Origin of the sequence: Flavobacterium soyangense, from assembly GCF_015277675.1 — a bacterium.
Lineage (GTDB): Bacteria > Bacteroidota > Bacteroidia > Flavobacteriales > Flavobacteriaceae > Flavobacterium > Flavobacterium soyangense.
Genome location: NZ_JADHEC010000010.1, coordinates 19,427 through 37,364, shown reverse-complemented (window position 1 = coordinate 37,364; position 17,938 = coordinate 19,427). Strand labels below are relative to the sequence as shown.

Annotated in this window: 12 protein-coding genes; all 12 read right to left on the bottom strand. The window is 38.5% G+C overall.

Translation table 11 applies throughout. The annotated features are described in order from the left end of the window. Positions 1-138 precede the first annotated feature (138 nt). The 12 genes from IR213_RS06325 to IR213_RS06270 all read right to left on the bottom strand — a co-directional run bounded on the left by IR213_RS06325 (position 139) and on the right by IR213_RS06270 (position 17,921). The gene (locus IR213_RS06325) at positions 139-1,194 is read right to left on the bottom strand and encodes a Wzz/FepE/Etk N-terminal domain-containing protein (RefSeq protein ID WP_194311462.1); all 1,056 of its coding nucleotides are present in this window, start codon (positions 1,192-1,194) and stop codon (positions 139-141) included. Between the two features lie 70 nt (positions 1,195-1,264). Then, complete coding sequence (locus IR213_RS06320; RefSeq protein WP_194311461.1) at positions 1,265-3,685, bottom strand: SLBB domain-containing protein; 2,421 nt, start codon at positions 3,683-3,685, stop codon at positions 1,265-1,267. 378 nt (positions 3,686-4,063) lie between these two features. Further along, on the bottom strand, positions 4,064-4,534 hold the full coding sequence (locus IR213_RS06315; protein ID WP_194311460.1) for a UpxY family transcription antiterminator: 471 nt from the start codon (positions 4,532-4,534) through the stop codon (positions 4,064-4,066). A 626-nt stretch (positions 4,535-5,160) separates the two neighbouring features. After that, on the bottom strand, positions 5,161-6,207 hold the full coding sequence (rfbB, locus tag IR213_RS06310; protein ID WP_194311459.1) for a dTDP-glucose 4,6-dehydratase: 1,047 nt from the start codon (positions 6,205-6,207) through the stop codon (positions 5,161-5,163). An 83-nt stretch (positions 6,208-6,290) separates the two neighbouring features. Continuing rightward, positions 6,291-7,574 (bottom strand): nucleotide sugar dehydrogenase, encoded by a 1,284-nt coding sequence (locus tag IR213_RS06305; protein ID WP_194311458.1) that lies wholly within the window; start codon positions 7,572-7,574, stop codon positions 6,291-6,293. A gap of 188 nt (positions 7,575-7,762) precedes the next feature. Beyond that, entirely contained in the window at positions 7,763-9,154 is a 1,392-nt protein-coding gene (locus tag IR213_RS06300) for a UDP-glucose 6-dehydrogenase (protein WP_194311457.1), read from the bottom strand. A 169-nt stretch (positions 9,155-9,323) separates the two neighbouring features. Beyond that, a complete protein-coding gene (locus IR213_RS06295) occupies positions 9,324-10,307 on the bottom strand; it encodes an SDR family oxidoreductase (RefSeq protein WP_194311520.1) in 984 nt (327 codons plus the stop codon). A 131-nt stretch (positions 10,308-10,438) separates the two neighbouring features. After that, positions 10,439-12,907, bottom strand: a complete 2,469-nt coding sequence (locus IR213_RS06290) for a polysaccharide biosynthesis tyrosine autokinase (protein ID WP_194311456.1) — start codon at positions 12,905-12,907, stop codon at positions 10,439-10,441. A 12-nt stretch (positions 12,908-12,919) separates the two neighbouring features. After that, on the bottom strand, positions 12,920-13,708 hold the full coding sequence (locus IR213_RS06285) for a polysaccharide biosynthesis/export family protein (protein ID WP_194311455.1): 789 nt from the start codon (positions 13,706-13,708) through the stop codon (positions 12,920-12,922). Positions 13,709-13,858: 150 nt separating this feature from the next. Further along, positions 13,859-14,476, bottom strand: coding sequence for a recombination mediator RecR (recR, locus tag IR213_RS06280; protein ID WP_194311454.1), 618 nt, complete (start codon positions 14,474-14,476; stop codon positions 13,859-13,861). Positions 14,477-14,701: 225 nt separating this feature from the next. After that, positions 14,702-17,119: a GumC family protein gene (locus tag IR213_RS06275; RefSeq protein WP_194311453.1), complete on the bottom strand. Its 2,418-nt coding sequence runs from the start codon at positions 17,117-17,119 to the stop codon at positions 14,702-14,704. A 7-nt stretch (positions 17,120-17,126) separates the two neighbouring features. Continuing rightward, positions 17,127-17,921 (bottom strand): polysaccharide biosynthesis/export family protein, encoded by a 795-nt coding sequence (locus tag IR213_RS06270; protein ID WP_194311452.1) that lies wholly within the window; start codon positions 17,919-17,921, stop codon positions 17,127-17,129. Positions 17,922-17,938 lie beyond the last annotated feature (17 nt).

Below are 17,938 nucleotides of genomic sequence, written 5' to 3'. Positions count from 1 at the left end.
CCAATTAACTAATACAAAAATAGTTGTAGGACATTTTCATAATAATTACCTTTTAAAGACTTCATTTTAATACTTTGACTATCAGTATAATTATTAATTAAAAATGAGTGCTTTTATTAATGATCACATCTTTAAAACTCAATCTAATTCTTTTATTTTTTTTGTAAAAATTAAATAAAGAATTACTAAGATCCCACCCAAAATCCCACCCAAAAAAATTCCATTTGCTTTACCGACTTTTTCTTTTTTCAAAGGCAAAATAGGTTTATCTATAACCTGAATCAATGGTGTTTCTCGTCTTAATGATACTTTAGCCAACTCTGATTGTTTCACTAGTTCAGTTAATATGGCTGAGTTGGCTTGTACATCAACTTGGCGTTTAGCAGATGGAACTCTTCGAACATTTAAGGCAGGATTTAATGCAAAAGTATTATCATTAGCCACTGCTACACCTGTAATAGAATTATTTAATTCGCCACGAATAGAATCGGTCTGTCTTTGCAAAATAGCCATATTCGCTTTGGCTTTTTTTGTTTTAGTTGCTACGTAAAAACGACCTACTTGAATTGCTAATCCTTCACAAAAATACTTAGCAAATAATTCATTCTTTGAGGTGACTTCCAAGGAAATAATGTCAATTTTTTTATCTTTTTGACCAATGTATAAAGATGTTCTTAACAAATCCTCATAAATCAACCCCAAAATGCTATCGTGTACTCTAGTAAAATATTTTCTTTTAGTATCAGGAGAAAATTGTATTTTAGATAGTTTTGGTTTATTATCTCTCCATTCATTAATTTGAATATACATTTCTGCTAAAGAAATAGTCTTATTGTTTATGATAACAGGGGTTAATAAAGTTTGTTCAACCATCTTTCTAGACTTAAAAAGTTCTATTAAATTAGAACCCTCAAATATTCCTCCTCCTCCTCCTCCTAAATCAAACCCAAAAGAACTAGCCAGACCTAAGACACCTCCTATTCCTCCAGATTTTTCACTTTCAAGTGCAAAAGATAAACTAGCGGTATAAACTGGTTTTATAACCAAAGAATAGGTCAGCCCTAAAACAGCTCCAAATACTCCTGCTATTATAATAATTTTCCATTGAGAAAGTAAATAAACAAACCATTCTTTGCCTATTTCAATTAATTCTTTTAAAGATATTTCTTCTTTGACTTTTGCTTCATTTGCCATTTTTTAACTATTTGTTGTAATTATATTTGTTCTGAAATAGGTAGGCGGTTGTGCTTGTATCGCTATTGTACTATTTAAACGCCGTCACAATCAATAAAGCAATACTGGTGATGACACTGCCTATACTTACCCATTCGCCTGTACTCATTCTTTTGCCTTCCGGTTTTTCAGGAACTACAATTTGAGAACCCGGTAAAACCTTAGGGTACGATCGTATGAAAAAGAAAGTACTGGAGACTGCTGCCTTACCATTGGGATAAATGATATAGGCTTTTTTCTTCCAGCCCTTGGCATCAGTTCCTCCAACAGCTCCTATATAATAACTAAATCCTTTACCTTTTTCATAAGGTATCTCTGAAGTCAAAAGCACACTACCTGTTACTTTCACGCTTTCATTGTACACAGAAACTTCAATTTCATCACCGGGAAATAAGGTAACATTCGTATTGTCACTTGGATCTTTAACTATTTTTCTCCACTCAACCGGAATAGTAGAATATTTTAAATCTTCTTTTAATTTTTTGGTCAGTTTATTTTGAATGGAGTCTTTCTTTCCTAAATTCAGGTCCACATTTTCTATTTCTTCAATTTGTTTCGCCTGAATAGGGCGTTTGATTTTTACTCCATCTAAATTGGCTACCGATTTCAATCCTCCCGCTCTTTGGATAATATCATATATCTTCTCCTTTTTATTGGCCAAAACATATTTTCCGGAATAATTTACTGCTCCACTAATGGTAACGACCTCCGGTTTTTCATAAACAGCCATTCTGCGAATATTGACTACGTCAAAAGGTTGCAGTTCAAAGTTTTTGATTTGCTCATTGCTCTCTGCTGTAATCTCCAGATTAAACAATTGTACTCTGTTAGGATTAGCATCGTCAATTTCATCCGATTTGATCATTCGGGCTATCTCCACTCTTTTGGATGCTGAACCTGTTAATCCGCCTGCCTGAACCAATAAATCATTTAAAGTCAGGTTCTCGTGATACTCATAAACAGCAGGTTTTTTAATCTCCCCGTCTATGGTGATTTTATAGTCCTCCTTGAAATCTAAAATGGAATAGACCGTTACAATGTCTTCTTTTTTCAGACTGATATTGGCATCGGAATCTCCTGCCAAGGCTTTGGCCAGATTCACATTGGTTACTTCAGTAGTCAGATCGGCTTTCAATCGAACAATGGTGGCTCTCTTGGTATAGGCATCTTCTTTCAGTCCATCGGCTTGAGCAACTAGATCAGCTATACGCATTCCCTCATAAAAGGAATAGACATCGGGTCTGAAAACCGCCCCTTCAATTTTAATACGATTCTCAAAACGGTTTAAAATCTTAGAAACACGATACACATCACCTGCAAGTGGTTTATAGATATTGTATTCAGCCGCTTGTATATCTTTTACCTTAAAATCTTTGCTTGTTTTTTGGAGTACATTAACCGAAGCCGTATAGGCAAACTCATTGAATCCGGAAGCAAAAGTCAGTAAATCTTTAAAAGTCTCCCCTGCTTTCATCTCGAAAATACCGGGACGCTTTACTTGACCTTCTACAGTAACTCTTTGTGTGTAAACTGGAATCCGAATGACATCGTTGTCTTTCAACCCCACATTATCCGATTGATTCCCGTTGACCAAAAAATTGTAAATATCTATTTTCTTGTATACTTTATTGTTTCTTAACAACTCGATGTTTCTGTAACTTCCGTTTTTTCCGGGTCCACCTCCTAAAAACAAGGCATTGTATACGGTTGCTAAAGAAGAAATGGAATAGTTTCCGGGTTGTTTACTGCCTATTAGGGTTACTTTAATGGTTCTAATGCGACTCAGGCTAATTCCCACTTGGGATTGACCTGATTGTACTGTGCTATAAACTCTGGCGATAGCGCCTTTTATTTTCTGGGAGGCTGCCTCAATAGTCATTCCTGAAACCGAAATTTGGCCTACATTTTGAATAGTAACCTTACCTTCCATTGTTACGGGAATACTGGCATTAAACTCCTGCACTCCATAAACACTGATTTGCAATTCATCTCCGGGACCTAAAATATAATTTACCGGGGTGGCTAATTTTAAATTGGGCTCAAAGTTCAAGGTGGGATTATCAAACAACTCCGATCCAAAAACCAACGAATTCAGGGTGTCTTTCACCTTTTTGTTGACGATTTTATCTTGCTTTCGAGTCAGTTCTTCTGTATTCTCTTCCACATTCTCTTTTTTTGGTACTGCCGTCGTAGTAGTCGGCACTCCTAATCGAACTTTTAATTTGGCAAACTCTGTTGCCGACATCCCTTTGGCTAATGCAATTGGCTCCACCTGCTCTATAGTGGTGTTGTTCGCTTGCAACTGTGATTTTATTTTAGCAATATCGGTGTCTGATAAATAATCCACTTTCAAAGTACTCAAATCAGAGCCTTTAAACAGATCTTGAGCCATCAGTGTTCCTGATTGAAAAAGTACAAACAAAAATAAAATAACAGTAAATATTTTTCTCATAATGCTAAAGTAATTAATATTAAAAATCTTAAAAAATGAAACAAAACCCTTTTGGTATTATTGTTAAAAAGTAGTCGATTTCGGCTGTTTTAATGTTGTATGCACTAAATATAACAAAAACCTGCCATCTGAAATCTGAAATCTTTCAACAGCTTCGCCTCAGTGACTCCCACAACGGGTTCACCAAAATTTCAAACGATTACAAATTTATGCAAATTAAAAGGATTGATGTCCTTTTATCAGTATTATATGGTAAGCTGAATATTATAAAAAATAAGGTTATTTCTTACACTTAATGCATTAGAAACAAGCAACTTAATTTACAAACCCCACTACTAAATTCAATTCTTATTTAATATAAATTCTAAAAATAAAAAATTAAAGCTCTTTTTTATCCACTCGAAGCACGCAACCCATAGATTCTAAAATCAAAATATAGTGATTCTGATTGACCTCCTGAATGATGGCAGACTGACTTACAAACGGTCCCGATTCCAGCACAATTTTATCTCCTTTTTTCCATTGTTCCAAAGAAACTTCATAGACGTCCGGTACGGAAAGCCAATTTCTGATAGCTTCAATTTCTGAATCCTTAACTATTGCAGGTTTTGCCAACCAAAACAAATAACGTATGGCACCTGTCACTTCAAAGATGCGGTTCCGTTGCTTTTCTTCAATCTGCACAAATATATAGGAATTAAACAAAGGCACACTTACAATTTTTTTTCGATCAGACCATTGGTTCTCTTTTGTAACCAAAGGACAATACGTCACCACCCCAATTTCATTCAATCGCTCCGCTACCTTCTTTTCCCACTTGGGTTTGGTGTACACTACATACCAATTCATAGTCTTTAAATTCGTTTTTCTAAGCTCATTTTTTTTTGTTCGACCCAAATACTTTTAACTTCCCTGTTCCCCTTTAGGGGGTAGACGGTCAACCTCCCACTTCTAATTTTTTCCAACCGATTACCCATAACCCATAACCCATAATTCATAACTCATAATTCATAACTCATAACCCATAACTCATAATTCATAACTCATAATTCATAATTCATAACTCAAAACTCATAATCCATAACTCATAACCCATAATTCATAACTCATAATTCATAATTCATAACCCATAACTCATAATTCATAACCCATAACCCATAATTCATAACTCATAACTCATAATTCATAACTCATAATTCATAGCTCATAACTCATAACCCATAACTCATAACTCAAAACTCATAATCCATAACTCATAACCCATAATTCATAACTCATAACCCATAACCGATAACTCATAACCCATAACCGATAACTCATAACCCATAACTCATAACTCATAACTCATAATTCATAACTCATAACTCATAACCCATAACCCATAACTCATAATTCATAACTCATAATTCATAACCCATAACTCATAACCCATAACTCATAATTCATAACTCATAATTCATAACCCATACCTCTCCTCACGAATACATCTTCTCATAATACCCTTCATAATCTCCCGAAGTCACATTGTTCAACCATTCCTGATTATTCAAGTACCAATCGATGGTAATTTCCAGCCCTTGTTCGAAAGTGACTGAGGGTTTCCATCCCAATTCCCTGTTTATTTTACCGGCATCAATGGCGTAACGCAAATCATGTCCCGGTCTGTCTTTGACATAAGTAATAAGTTTTGCCGATTGACCTGACTCTCTGCCCAACTTTTTGTCCATAATTTGGCATAATACTTTAACCAAATCAATATTTTTCCATTCGTTAAAACCGCCAATATTATAAGTTTCGTGATTCATTCCTTGGTGAAAAACCAAATCAATAGCCACGGCATGATCCTTTACAAACAGCCAATCTCTGGTATAATTTCCATCCCCATAAACGGGTAAAGGCTTGTTATTGATAATATTATTGATAAACAAGGGAATTAATTTTTCAGGAAAATGGTTGGGCCCGTAATTATTGGAACAGTTGGTCAGTACAAATGGTAAACCATAAGTCTCGCCATAAGCTCTGACAAAATGGTCTGAACTGGCTTTGGAAGCCGAATACGGAGAATTGGGATCGTAAGGTGTCGTTTCTGTAAACAAACCTTCAGCTCCCAAAGAACCATATACCTCATCAGTGCTAACGTGGTAAAAACGTTTGCCTTCACTGTTATTTGCCCATTGTTTTCGAGCCACATTAAGTAAATTCACGGTTCCAATCACATTCGTTTTTACAAAAGCCATCGGATCTTCAATGGAACGATCCACATGCGATTCGGCAGCCAAATGAATGACGCCGTCAAACTGATGCTCCTGAAACAATTGGGCAATAAAAGCCTCGTTAGTAATATCCCCTTTTACAAATGTATAATTGGACTCCTTTTCGATATCAGTTATATTTTCCAGATTCCCCGCATAAGTAAGGGCATCCAAATTATAAATATGGTATTTTGGATATTTTTGGACAAAAAGCCGCACCACATGCGAACCTATAAATCCTGCACCACCGGTGATTAATATGTTTTTCATTTTATTTTTGTTTTTGTTTTACTTTATTCTCTTTTCCTCTAAGGTCAGGCAATACTAACAACCTACAACCCAACCAAAACCCCCTATAGCTTCCCGTCAACACCATCGCCTAAAACTCCTTTTACATCATAAAGAACACTGTTCTGATTCCGGAGCACATCAAAGTCTAAGCTTAAAAATTCCTGATGTGCCACGCCTAAAACCACAGCATCAAAAGTGATTGTTGGTGGCTGATTGCTGGCGGATAATCCATATTCGTGCAAGACCTCAGCTGGATTAGCCCAGGGATCATAGAGGCTCACATGAATTCCATAATCTTCCAAAGCCCTGATGACATCGACAATTTTAGTATTGCGAACATCGGGGCAATTTTCCTTAAAAGTAATGCCCAGCATCAGCAGACTCGCTCCGTTTATGGTGACTCCTTTTTTAATCATCAGCTTGACCACCTGCGAAGCCACATACTCTCCCATACTGTCATTCAAACGGCGTCCTGCCAGAATAATTTCAGGATGATAACCCATTTCCTGTGCTTTTTGAGCCAAATAATAAGGGTCTACTCCAATGCAGTGTCCGCCAACTAAACCAGGTTTAAACGGAAGGAAATTCCATTTGGTTCCCGCTGCTTCCAGCACGGCATGCGTATCGATTTCTAAAATATTGAATATCTTGGCCAATTCGTTGACAAAGGCAATGTTGATGTCACGCTGAGAATTTTCGATTACCTTGGCAGCTTCCGCCACTTTTATCGAAGGTGCAAGATGCGTTCCGGCCGTAATTACCGATTGGTACAATTGATTGACTTTCTGTCCGATTTCAGGAGTGGAACCCGAAGTGACTTTCAGAATTTTATCCACGGTATGCTCTTTGTCTCCCGGATTAATCCTTTCGGGTGAATACCCCGCAAAAAAATCAACATTGAACGTTAGACCAGAAATTCTTTCCAAAACAGGTACACATTCCTCCTCAGTAACCCCGGGATAAACGGTAGACTCATAAATGACAATATCGCCTTTTTTCAATACTTTGCCCACCGTCTCACTGGACTTGTACAAAGGGGTTAAATCAGGACGATTGTTTTTATCCACTGGGGTGGGAACCGTTACGATAAAATAGTTACAATCCGCTATTTCAGAAAGGGTTGAAGTGCAAAACAAACCAATGGCATTGGTTGAAGTTTCAACTAATACCTGCTGCAAGCTGACAGAATCTATCTCGAGTGTACTGTCATTCCCTTGTTTAAGCGCATCGATTCTGGACTGATTGATGTCAAATCCCACCACTGAATATTGGGTGGCAAACAAACGTGCCAAGGGCAAGCCTACGTATCCCAAACCTATTACGGCAATTTTTATATCTGTTTTCAATTTTTTATTTCTTTTGTTTCTAATGATTGAAACCTGGTTTTCTTATTCCTTTTTTATATAGAAGCCATCCCTTTGATCTTTGATTATTCACAACGATTAAACAGTTAACCGACAACTCATAACCAATAACTCACAACCGTCAACTGACGACCCATAACCGATAACCCATAACTGACAACCGACAACCCCTAACTCCCTATCCCCTGATATACAAATCCAATAGTCTCCAATGCTTTCTTGTCCAGAATATTTCTTCCATCAAACACAAAGGCTGGTTTTTGCATGCTATCATATATTTTTTGCCAGTCATAGTGCACAAATTCATCCCATTCCGTCAGTACGGCAATTGCGTGAGCATCCTTGCAGGCTTCATACGGACTGTCAAAGGAACTGATGGCATTCGCATTTTTTTCAGCCGTTCTGCTTTCTAAATAATCCAAATCATTCAGCACTTTTTTATGGGACACTTTTGGGTCATAAACCGCAATTTGTGCGTGTTCGTTAATTAAATCATTGGCTACATAAATCGCCGCTGATTCCCTGGTGTCGTTAGTGTCTTTCTTGAAAGCCCATCCCAAAAATGCAATTTTCTTATCGGAAACAGTATTGTAAAGGGTCTGCACAATTTTATTGGCAAACCGCTTTTTCTGATGGTCGTTCATGATAATTACCTGTTCCCAATAATCGGCCACTTCGTTTAATCCATAGGATTTAGCGATGTAAACCAAATTCAGGATGTCTTTCTGAAAACAGGAACCTCCAAAACCAACTGAAGCTTTAAGGAACTTAGGTCCTATTCTGCTGTCCGTTCCTATGGCCCTGGCTACTTCATTGATGTCGGCACCCGTTTTTTCACAAAGTTCTGACAAGGCATTGATGGAGGATATTCTTTGTGCTAAAAAAGCATTGGCTGTCAGTTTTGATAATTCAGATGACCACACATTGGTAGTCAGTATTTTTTCAGGAGCCACCCAGTTAGAATAAACCTCCACCAGGGCCTGAATCGCTTCCTGTCCTTCAGCCGACGGATCTCCGCCAATCAGTATGCGATCGGGATTCAATAAATCCTGGACAGCTGTTCCCTCGGCAAGAAACTCAGGATTGGACAAAATTTGAAACTTTACGTGATTCCCGGTATTGTCCAGAATACTTTTGATGGCTTCGGCTGTACGTACAGGCAGAGTCGATTTCTCAACCACAATTTTATCGTCTTTGGCAATTTTGGCAATTTGTCTGGCACACAATTCGATATATTTCAAATCGGCAGCCATTCCTTTGCCTTTACCGTATGTTTTTGTTGGAGTGTTTACTGATATAAAAATGATTTGGGCTTCATCAATTGCTTTATCCACATCGGTCGAAAAAAACAGGTTTCGCCCTCTGGCTTCGGCAACAATGTCGCTTAATCCCGGTTCGTATATTGGAATATTATTCTGGTCTTCATCGTTCCAGGCGGCAATGCGTTCGGCATTCAAATCCACAACCGTAACCTGAATGTGTGGGCATTTTTGCGCAATAATCGCCATAGTTGGCCCACCAACATATCCAGCCCCAATGCAACAAATTTTTGTAATTTTCATTTTCTGTTTTCTTTTTTCTATTCCTTTTTTCTTTTCTCTTCTTTTCTCTATTTTCTCTATTTTCTGAAATCTGCATTCTGCTACCTGAAACCTGCATTCTGCTACCTGAAATCTGCATTCTGCTACCTGAAACCTGCCATCTCTAATCTGCAATTCCCCCTTTAGTGGGTTAGGGGGCCAAATGCTCCCAATACCAACTTACCGCCTCCTTCAAGCCTTCTTGCAAAGAAAATTGTGGGTCATACCCCAATAGGGCTTTCGCCTTTTCGATACTGGCCAGAGAATGGGGAATATCTCCTGCCCGATTAGGGCCATATTCGATAGCGACATCGGCAATACGAGGATCGTATTCCGCCAAATATTTTTTTAAATAGTCCACTAAATTGTTCAGGGTGTTTCGGTCTCCGTATGCCGTATTATAAACTGTATTGACGGCTGCCGGATTTTGGGTGGTCATCGCCAGTTCATTCATTTGAATCACATTGTCAATATAGGTAAAATCACGTGAATAGTTTCCATCCCCGTTTATTTTTGGGCTTTCGAGTTGCATCAGTTGCATGACAAATTTTGGTATAACGGCAGCATAAGCTCCCTGGGGATCTTGTTTGCGTCCAAAAACATTGAAATAGCGCAACCCTATGGTTTCTAATCCATACGTTCGGCTAAATATTTCAGCATAGAGTTCGTTGACATATTTAGTGATGGCATAAGGTGAAAGTGGTTTCCCAATCACCTCCTCTACTTTAGGCAATCCTTCTGAATCTCCGTAAGTCGAAGAGCTGGCGGCATACACAAATCGCTTCACCTTAGCATCGCGGGAAGCCACAAGCATATTTAAAAAACCGGAGACATTCACGTCGTTGGTGGTAATGGGATCATTAATGGAACGAGGCACCGAACCCAAAGCGGCTTGATGCATAACATAATCCACATTCTGAACTGCATTCTGGCAATCTGCTAAATTCCGAATATCACCTTCTATCAGTCGGAAATTTTCGTTGGTAATGAAGTCCTTTAGATTGTGCTTATGTCCTGTGGCAAAATTATCCAAACAAACTACGGGATGCCCTTTGGATAAAAAATACTCACATAAATTGGACCCAATAAAACCCGCTCCACCCGTAATTAATATCGTGCTTTTTCCTTCTTTCATCTGTTTATAATATCTGTTTTTTATTTGAAGACCTGTCTGCCGACAGGCAGGTGGAACGCCTATAACCGTTTTTCTGCGTGTTAATGACGATTGTCTTGGGCGTCTCATTCTTTTACATTAAAACAAACGGGTTATCGTATTTGTTTCCTTCTAAATTGACCCATAATCTTTTCGAAAATACTTTTTGGTTTATCGTCATCATTGTATCCGTTCGAGTAGGTCGTGCTTCCGTAACCGTAGCCATAGCCATAGCCATAACCGGCTCCGTACTTAGCTTTGTTCTGGAATCCGTTCAAAATAATACTGGTATTGTTGAGTTCACCCCGTTTTACCCTGTTGTTGAGTAAGGTAATCATGTCTTTTTTGGTGAAGTTCTGTCTTACGATGTATAAGGTAACATCACAATATTGAGCCAGTTCCAGGGCATCCGAAACTAAACCAACAGGTGGTGTATCCAAAATGATATAATCGTAGGTTCTCTTTAACTCTTCAATCATTTCCTTCATTCCGTCGCTCATAATCATCTCGGCAGGATTAGGCGGAATGGGTCCGGAAACAATAACATCCAGAAAAGGAATGTGAGTGGGAATTATGATTTCCTCTAGCGTTTTTTGTTTAATGAGGTAATTTACCACACCAATCTCATTCGATATATTAAACTCTTCAAACATTTTGGGTTTTCTCAAATCCAACCCAATAATAACGGTCTTTTTTTCGCTTAAGGCAAATACCGTGGCTATGTTCAGAGAGCAGAATGTCTTTCCTTCCCCACTGACAGAGGAGGTAATCATCAGCGTTTTTGCTCCATCCACTTTTTGCTGTTTGTACAAAAACTGAAGCGAAGACCGAATGGCTCTAAAGGATTCGGATAAAGCCGATTTTGGTTTTTCAAAAACCGCTAAATTGGTGTTATCCTTACTTAATCCAATGACTCCTATCAACGGAATCTTGGTTAGTTTATTGATATCCTCTGTGTTTTGAATGGAATTGTTGATGAAGAAAATGGCAAAAACAAAAAGCAGGGGAATCAATAATCCTAGGAATAAAGCCAGCACATAGTTGACGGATGTTTTCGGACCAATGAGTCCGCCACCAATATCTTTTGCAGGATCGATAAAGTGAATGTCTGACAGTGATGCTGCTTTCACAATATCGGCTTCACTTCGTTTTTGAAGAAAAGTACTGTAAATATTGTCGCTTAAATCATATTTTCTTTTGATTTTAATCAACTCTTGTTGGTCTTCAGGAAGTTGCTTGATGGTGCTTTCGGTTTCATTGATTTTACTGGTGACCATAGCCAGATCAAACTGCAAGGAAGATTTAGCTGTGGCAATATTTTCGAGTAACACCTTTTTTACGGCTTCCATCTGATTGTCAAAATCCCTGAATATCTTCTCGCTTTTTACGGCATAGGCCAGCTCGGATCTTTGGGTAGAAAGAGAAATTAATTTCGAAACATTCACGACAATATTGGGATCTTCAATTCCTGCAACCGATGGCGCCGGAAGCTTGGCATAATCGTCACTGCTTTTTAAATAGGATTTTAAGGAATTATAATACGCTATTTTTCGGCTAATCTCATCTTTCTTTACATCGTATTCCAGTGCTTTATCCGAAAATTTAGATCCGTCTCCTTCAATGTTATAGATGTTTTTGTCTTTACGGAAGTTTTTCAGTTCATTAGTTGTTTCTTTGAGTTGCGACTCCATGGCCACAAGCGTGCTGTCAATGAACTGGATGGTGTTGGTTGCAAATTGGTTTTTGCCGTCCAATTGTCTTTTAATTAACATTTGAACCGTTGAATTCAGGTATTCCACCATTCGGGCTTTATTAGTTCCCTGCATTCCCAGTGTAATAATGGATCCTCCTTTATCATCCGACTTTACATTGATTCCTCTGTAACCCGAAACAGTCCCGTCAAAATCATTGAATTGGACAAAATATTCGTTTCCTTTATAAAAACCGGGATTGTCTTTTATCTGGAGTTTCCAATTCAAAAAAGGCAATCTCACCAGAGCTCCCACTTTGTATCTTTTGATAAAATTACCTGGTGCAACAGCAGTGTTGCTATAAGAATTGTCCGCATAGGTTATAAGAGAAACCGAATTACCCGCAAAAGGAATTCGGATTTCATATTCGCTTTCACTCAGAAATTTAATACCAATGAGGGTTCCTGCAAGTTGCCCTTTGGATTTATCGATGTTGACATAAAAAGGCACGGCACCATAAGCATCGACCAAATTGTATTTTCCCTGTGCGAGATATCCAATGTAATATTGCAGTTTATCGACAACCAACTCATTATGAGAGCGGGATTGAAGCGTGGTAGCTACCGTTTGTACCTGATCAGAAGTGCCTCCCCAATTGAAAACCAGACTGGTAGTAGAAGTAAACAGCGGATTGCTTTCTTCTTTCACGGAAATCAGAGACTCCATGGCATAAATCTTTTCCTTACGGATATTTACCTGATAGGCTATGGTGAAGGTAATGGCCAGACTCAGTATAAACCATCTCCAGTAACTTCCAATCTTGATTAGGAATCCCTTAAAATCAAATCCGGAGTCGGCTTCAAAAATAGAAAAATCTTTTATATCTAACATTTTTGACTTTTATTATAATTTTAATAGTACTAAGCTGGTCGTAAATAATGAAATCAGGGTGATGATGGTGCCTATAGATTCTATGCCTGTTTTACCTGTTCCCCATGTTTTTTGTTTGAGCGGTTTCACATAAATGTAATCATTGGGCTGCAAATTATAATAAGGTGACCGCATTACGTTAATATCGGTTAAATCAATATCATGCATTTCGGTTCCGGAAGGCAACTGTCGAATGATTGTAACAGCTTTACGGTTTCCTGTAATGGTAATATCCCCTGAATTGGCTACGGCTTCCATAATGTTGACGTGATCCTGAAATAAAAACTTGGTCCCTACACTGCCCACTTCCCCATTAATGGTGTATTTGAATCCTGCCAATCGCACAATGACAAAAATATTGGCTTCTTTTTTAAAATAGTCATCAAGAAGTTGTTTCTCAATTTTCAGTCGCAACTCTTCCACCGTAAAACCAATGGCATTGATTTCACCCAAAACCGGAATGCGGATATTCCCGTGATCGTCTACTGTGTAACCGGAAAAATACAAAGAAGAACCTGCATTATCGGTTTCGCCTTTGTTGGTAGGGTTAAAAATAGAAACTAGTTTGGGATCATCGGCTTTAATGGTGATACTCAAAACATCATTCACCTGAAGTCGGTAGGGTTTTAACATCACCTCCGAAATTGGGACATCGGCGGGGGTTCCGCTTTTATTTTGGAGATAAACCAAGTCTTTGACAGGAATGCAAGAAGTAAAAAACAGACTAATTCCCAGCAATATATAGAGTACGGATTTGTTCATTTTTATATTTTAGATAACAAATATAGAGTTTCATTTAATAATTTAAAAGTAACACCATTCTTTATATGAATTATTTATTTTTGGCTTGCCCACACAATAAGAATATTTCGAAAAAACAACCTAAAACCCAGAACTCAAAACCTAAAACCCCTAACCCTTAAAAGACTTTTCAAACGGCACCCGCTGCAAAATACTCCTTCCTAATGTGACCTCATCTGCATATTCCAGTTCATCTCCTACAGATATTCCACGGGCAATGGTAGAGGTGATGATGTCGCAATCCTGTATTTGCTTAAAGATATAAAAATTGGTGGTATCCCCTTCCATTGTGGAGCTTAAAGCAAAAATAATCTCGCTGACATTACCTGTTTTTACTTTTTCGACCAGAGAATTGATGTTCAGTTGACTAGGGCCCACACCATCTATAGGCGAAATCTTTCCACCTAAAACGTGATAAATCCCTCTAAATTGCCCGGTGTTTTCGATAGCCATTACATCGCGAATATCTTCGACCACACAAATTATCTGATGGTCTCTCTTAGTGTTCGAACAAATCTCGCAAACGGCCACATCCGAAATATTATGGCAGCTCACACAAAACTTCACTTCTTCACGCATGCTCGTCAGAGCCTGCACCAGAAAACCGGTATGTTCTTTGGGCTGCTTCAATAAATGCAACACCAGCCGCAAAGAAGTTCTTTTACCTATCCCCGGTAACTGCGCCATTTCGTTGACTGCTTTTTCTAAAAGTTTTGATGAAAATTCCATAAAGACAAATGTAGTGATTTGTTTGGAATGGGTTATTTGGTGAACTGGTTATTTGGTGAATCGGTTAGGATATGGGTATCGGTTAAATCAAAAGTTGTACTCCAAATTAACAAATAGCCTGCCAACCAATAACTGGCAAATTTTCCAATCCCCCCTTAGAGGGTCAGGGGGTAACCCATAACAAAAAACCATCAACCCACAAAAAAAGAGGCTTTCGCCTCTTTTTTATTTATTAAAAATCTTCTTGTACCACGGCTTTTTTTCAACCTTGACACCGTAACCATAGCCTCCATAGCCATAGCCTCCATAGCCGTAACCATAGCCATATCCATACCCTTTTTTGGTTTGTGTATCATTGAGCAACAAAGCCATATTGGGCAGTTTATTTTCTTTGTACAGTCTTTCGGGAATGGGAAGCATTCTTTTATCCAGATGGTTGGCACGCACCACATAAACGGTAGTATCCGCATGTTTTGCCACAATCAGGGTGTCAGTCACTAAACTCACCGGAGCCGTATCAACAATAATATAGTCGTATTCTTTTTTCAGTTGGGCAAAGAGTTCATCAACCTTTTTATTCATCAGTAACTCCACCGGATTCGGAGGTATAATTCCTGTGGGAAGGACATAGAGACTATCAAAGCCTTCTGCTTTTGTGATATAATCGGCAATCGAAACATTTTTAGAAGACAGATAATTTGTCAGACCATGTTTAATTGGCACATCGAAATAATCAGACAGCTTCGGATTTCTGATGTCCATTCCTATCAACAGCACCTTTTTGCCGGAAAGGGCAAAGATAGCCGCTAGGTTAACGGTGATAAACGTTTTTCCTTCTCCGGGAATGGTTGATGTCATCATGATGGTTTTGGCCATGCCATCTGGCACCTCATTCAGCATAAAGTCAAGATTGGTTCTGATAATTCGCAATGCTTCGGCTGTACTTGTTCGGCTTTCTGACTCTATCAATTTAGAAGGGGATTCAGAATTGGGCAGGTCTCCAATAAAAGGAATCTGTGTTTTTCCTACCATATCCTTTTGACTTTTTACCTTGGTATCTAAAAGATCCATTAGGTATAGAATTAAATACGGAATCAGTAACCCCAACAATAAGGCAGCTAGATAAATGATATTTTTTTTGGGAGAAACTGGATTTTTAGAAGCTTTGGCAGTGTCAATAACTCTAGCATTAGGCTGAGTTGCGGCAAGCGTAATGGCGGTTTCTTCTCTTTTTTGCAATAAATACAAGTATAATTCTTCTTTTACCTTTTGTTGTCTGGCAATGACCCTAAACTGACGTTCCTGAACCGGAATTTTACCAATTTTAGAATTCATCAGCCCTTCACGGCCGTTTAAATCTCTTTTTTGAATAGCCAAAGTGGACTGTAGGCGGTTTAGACTGGCCACTACATTAGCTTTCAGGGAAGTAATCTGCTCGTCTAATTTAATCACTGAAGGATTCGCCACAGTAGCTGATTTCAGGATTCTGTTGCGTTGCAAAACCAATCCATTGTAGGCACTTATCAGTCCGGTTGCTTCATCCTGACCTGCAATAATATTGGAGGGCAACAAATCTGCATTACCACTTTTTTTCATGTAATCGAGCATCGAAGTAACCACATTTATTTGTATTTCGGTCTCGGCTAATTTTTTATTGTAATCATTGGATCCTTCGATAAACAATTTGGCTTCGGATTCGATATCGGTCAGCTGGTTCGAGGTTTTAAAACTTTGCACGTCCTGCTCCACCCCATCCAGTTCCTGGGTAATCAAAATCAGTCGGTTTGCAATGAATTTTGAGGTGCTTTCGGAGATAAAATTCTTGTCGGCAGCGGCATCCTCATTGTAAATCTGAATCAGATTGTTTAGAAAATCCTCTGCTTTATTCACCACGGCATCGTTTAGTGAAATAGACACCACACTACTCGTTTTACTGATGGAAGTCACTTCGAGTTTTTCCAGAAAATTCGACACTACATTTTCAAAAGGGCTGACCACGATGTCAACCGATTTATTGTTATTTTTATACCTGAATCCATTGCCGTTCAAAGAGGTAATAACCAGATTGGCATTCCTCAAGGCAATGACTTCCCCAAAGCGGAACTCTTTTTTATTCTTTAAAATTACTGATACCGTATCTGTATTCGATTCACTTTTTAAGCTAAACGTATTGGGTGTTAACTCGGTGAATTTAAGCCTCATTCCTTCGGTATCAAAATCCGGTTTGGCATTGCTGAAATTGACGGTAATTGGCGTTACTTTATAAATTTCGTTGTCAACAATTTTTCCTTTCACCACTATGCTGGTGTTAAGGCTCAGTTTTCGGACAACGCTTTCGACAAGGGTTCTCGACTTTAATATTTCGATTTCATTGTCCACATTATTTTTCACACCCGAACCTATTCCCAGATCGGAAAAAGCAGAAAGTTCCGAAAGAATACCGCCTTTCTTCTCATCTTTTACCAGAATGGTGGTAACTGCATTGTATCGGGGAATTGTATAACGCAGGTATCCATAGGCTGCAAAAAGGCAGGCGGCCACTGCCACTACAAACCATCGCCAATGGACGAGATACTTGTCTAAAATAGTTCTTAAATGAATATCGTCTTCCTGATATTCGTCTGACATAAAATTATCTTCCATGAAAAAATTAATTGGTGGTAGTAACGATTAGTGTAATTAAGGTAATGAGTAGAGAAGTAATGGAGATAATCACCCCGGTATTGGCCCCCACCGCTGCCCCGTTGATTTTGACTTTGTTGGGTTCCACATAGACCACATCATTCTGAGTCAGGTAATAAAAAGGGGAGTTAATAAAATCAGCCTTGGTAATATCAACGCGGTTATAGGATTTCACGCCGTTAGTTTCTCTAATAATCAGGATATTGTCTCTTCTGCCGTAGATGGTCAGATCTTTGGCCAATGTCAAAGCCTCTATCAGTGTAATACGTTCCGAAGCCACATTGTAGTTGCCCGGTAGAGTAACCTCACCCTGCACCGAGACTTTAAAGTTCATGAGACGCAAGTTAATAATAGGGTTTTTGATGTATTTAGCAATTTTGCCTTGCAACAGTTGCATGACTTCGGTACGGGTTAGTCCTCCCAGTTGGAGTTTTCCCAAAACCGGAAAATCAATAGTTCCGTTAGCGCTAACCAAATAAGATTGCATAACTTCCTGTCCTCTTATCGAACTTAGATTGTTGGAAGGAGCCACACTAATAGAACTCAAATTAAAAGGAATGGCTGTTTCTGGATCCTCGGCCGAAACGATAATCATCAGCAAATCATCAGGCTGTATTTTAATCTCATAGGAATTTGCTTTTTCGGTATGGGCCAGTCCGTCAATATTCTGATAATAGACCACCTCTTTTTTAGGGGCGCAGGAAAAAAATAAGACGGCAAAAAGAAAGGGAATTGATTTTTTTAATAAATAGATAACTTTCATGTAAGTATTATTTGTTA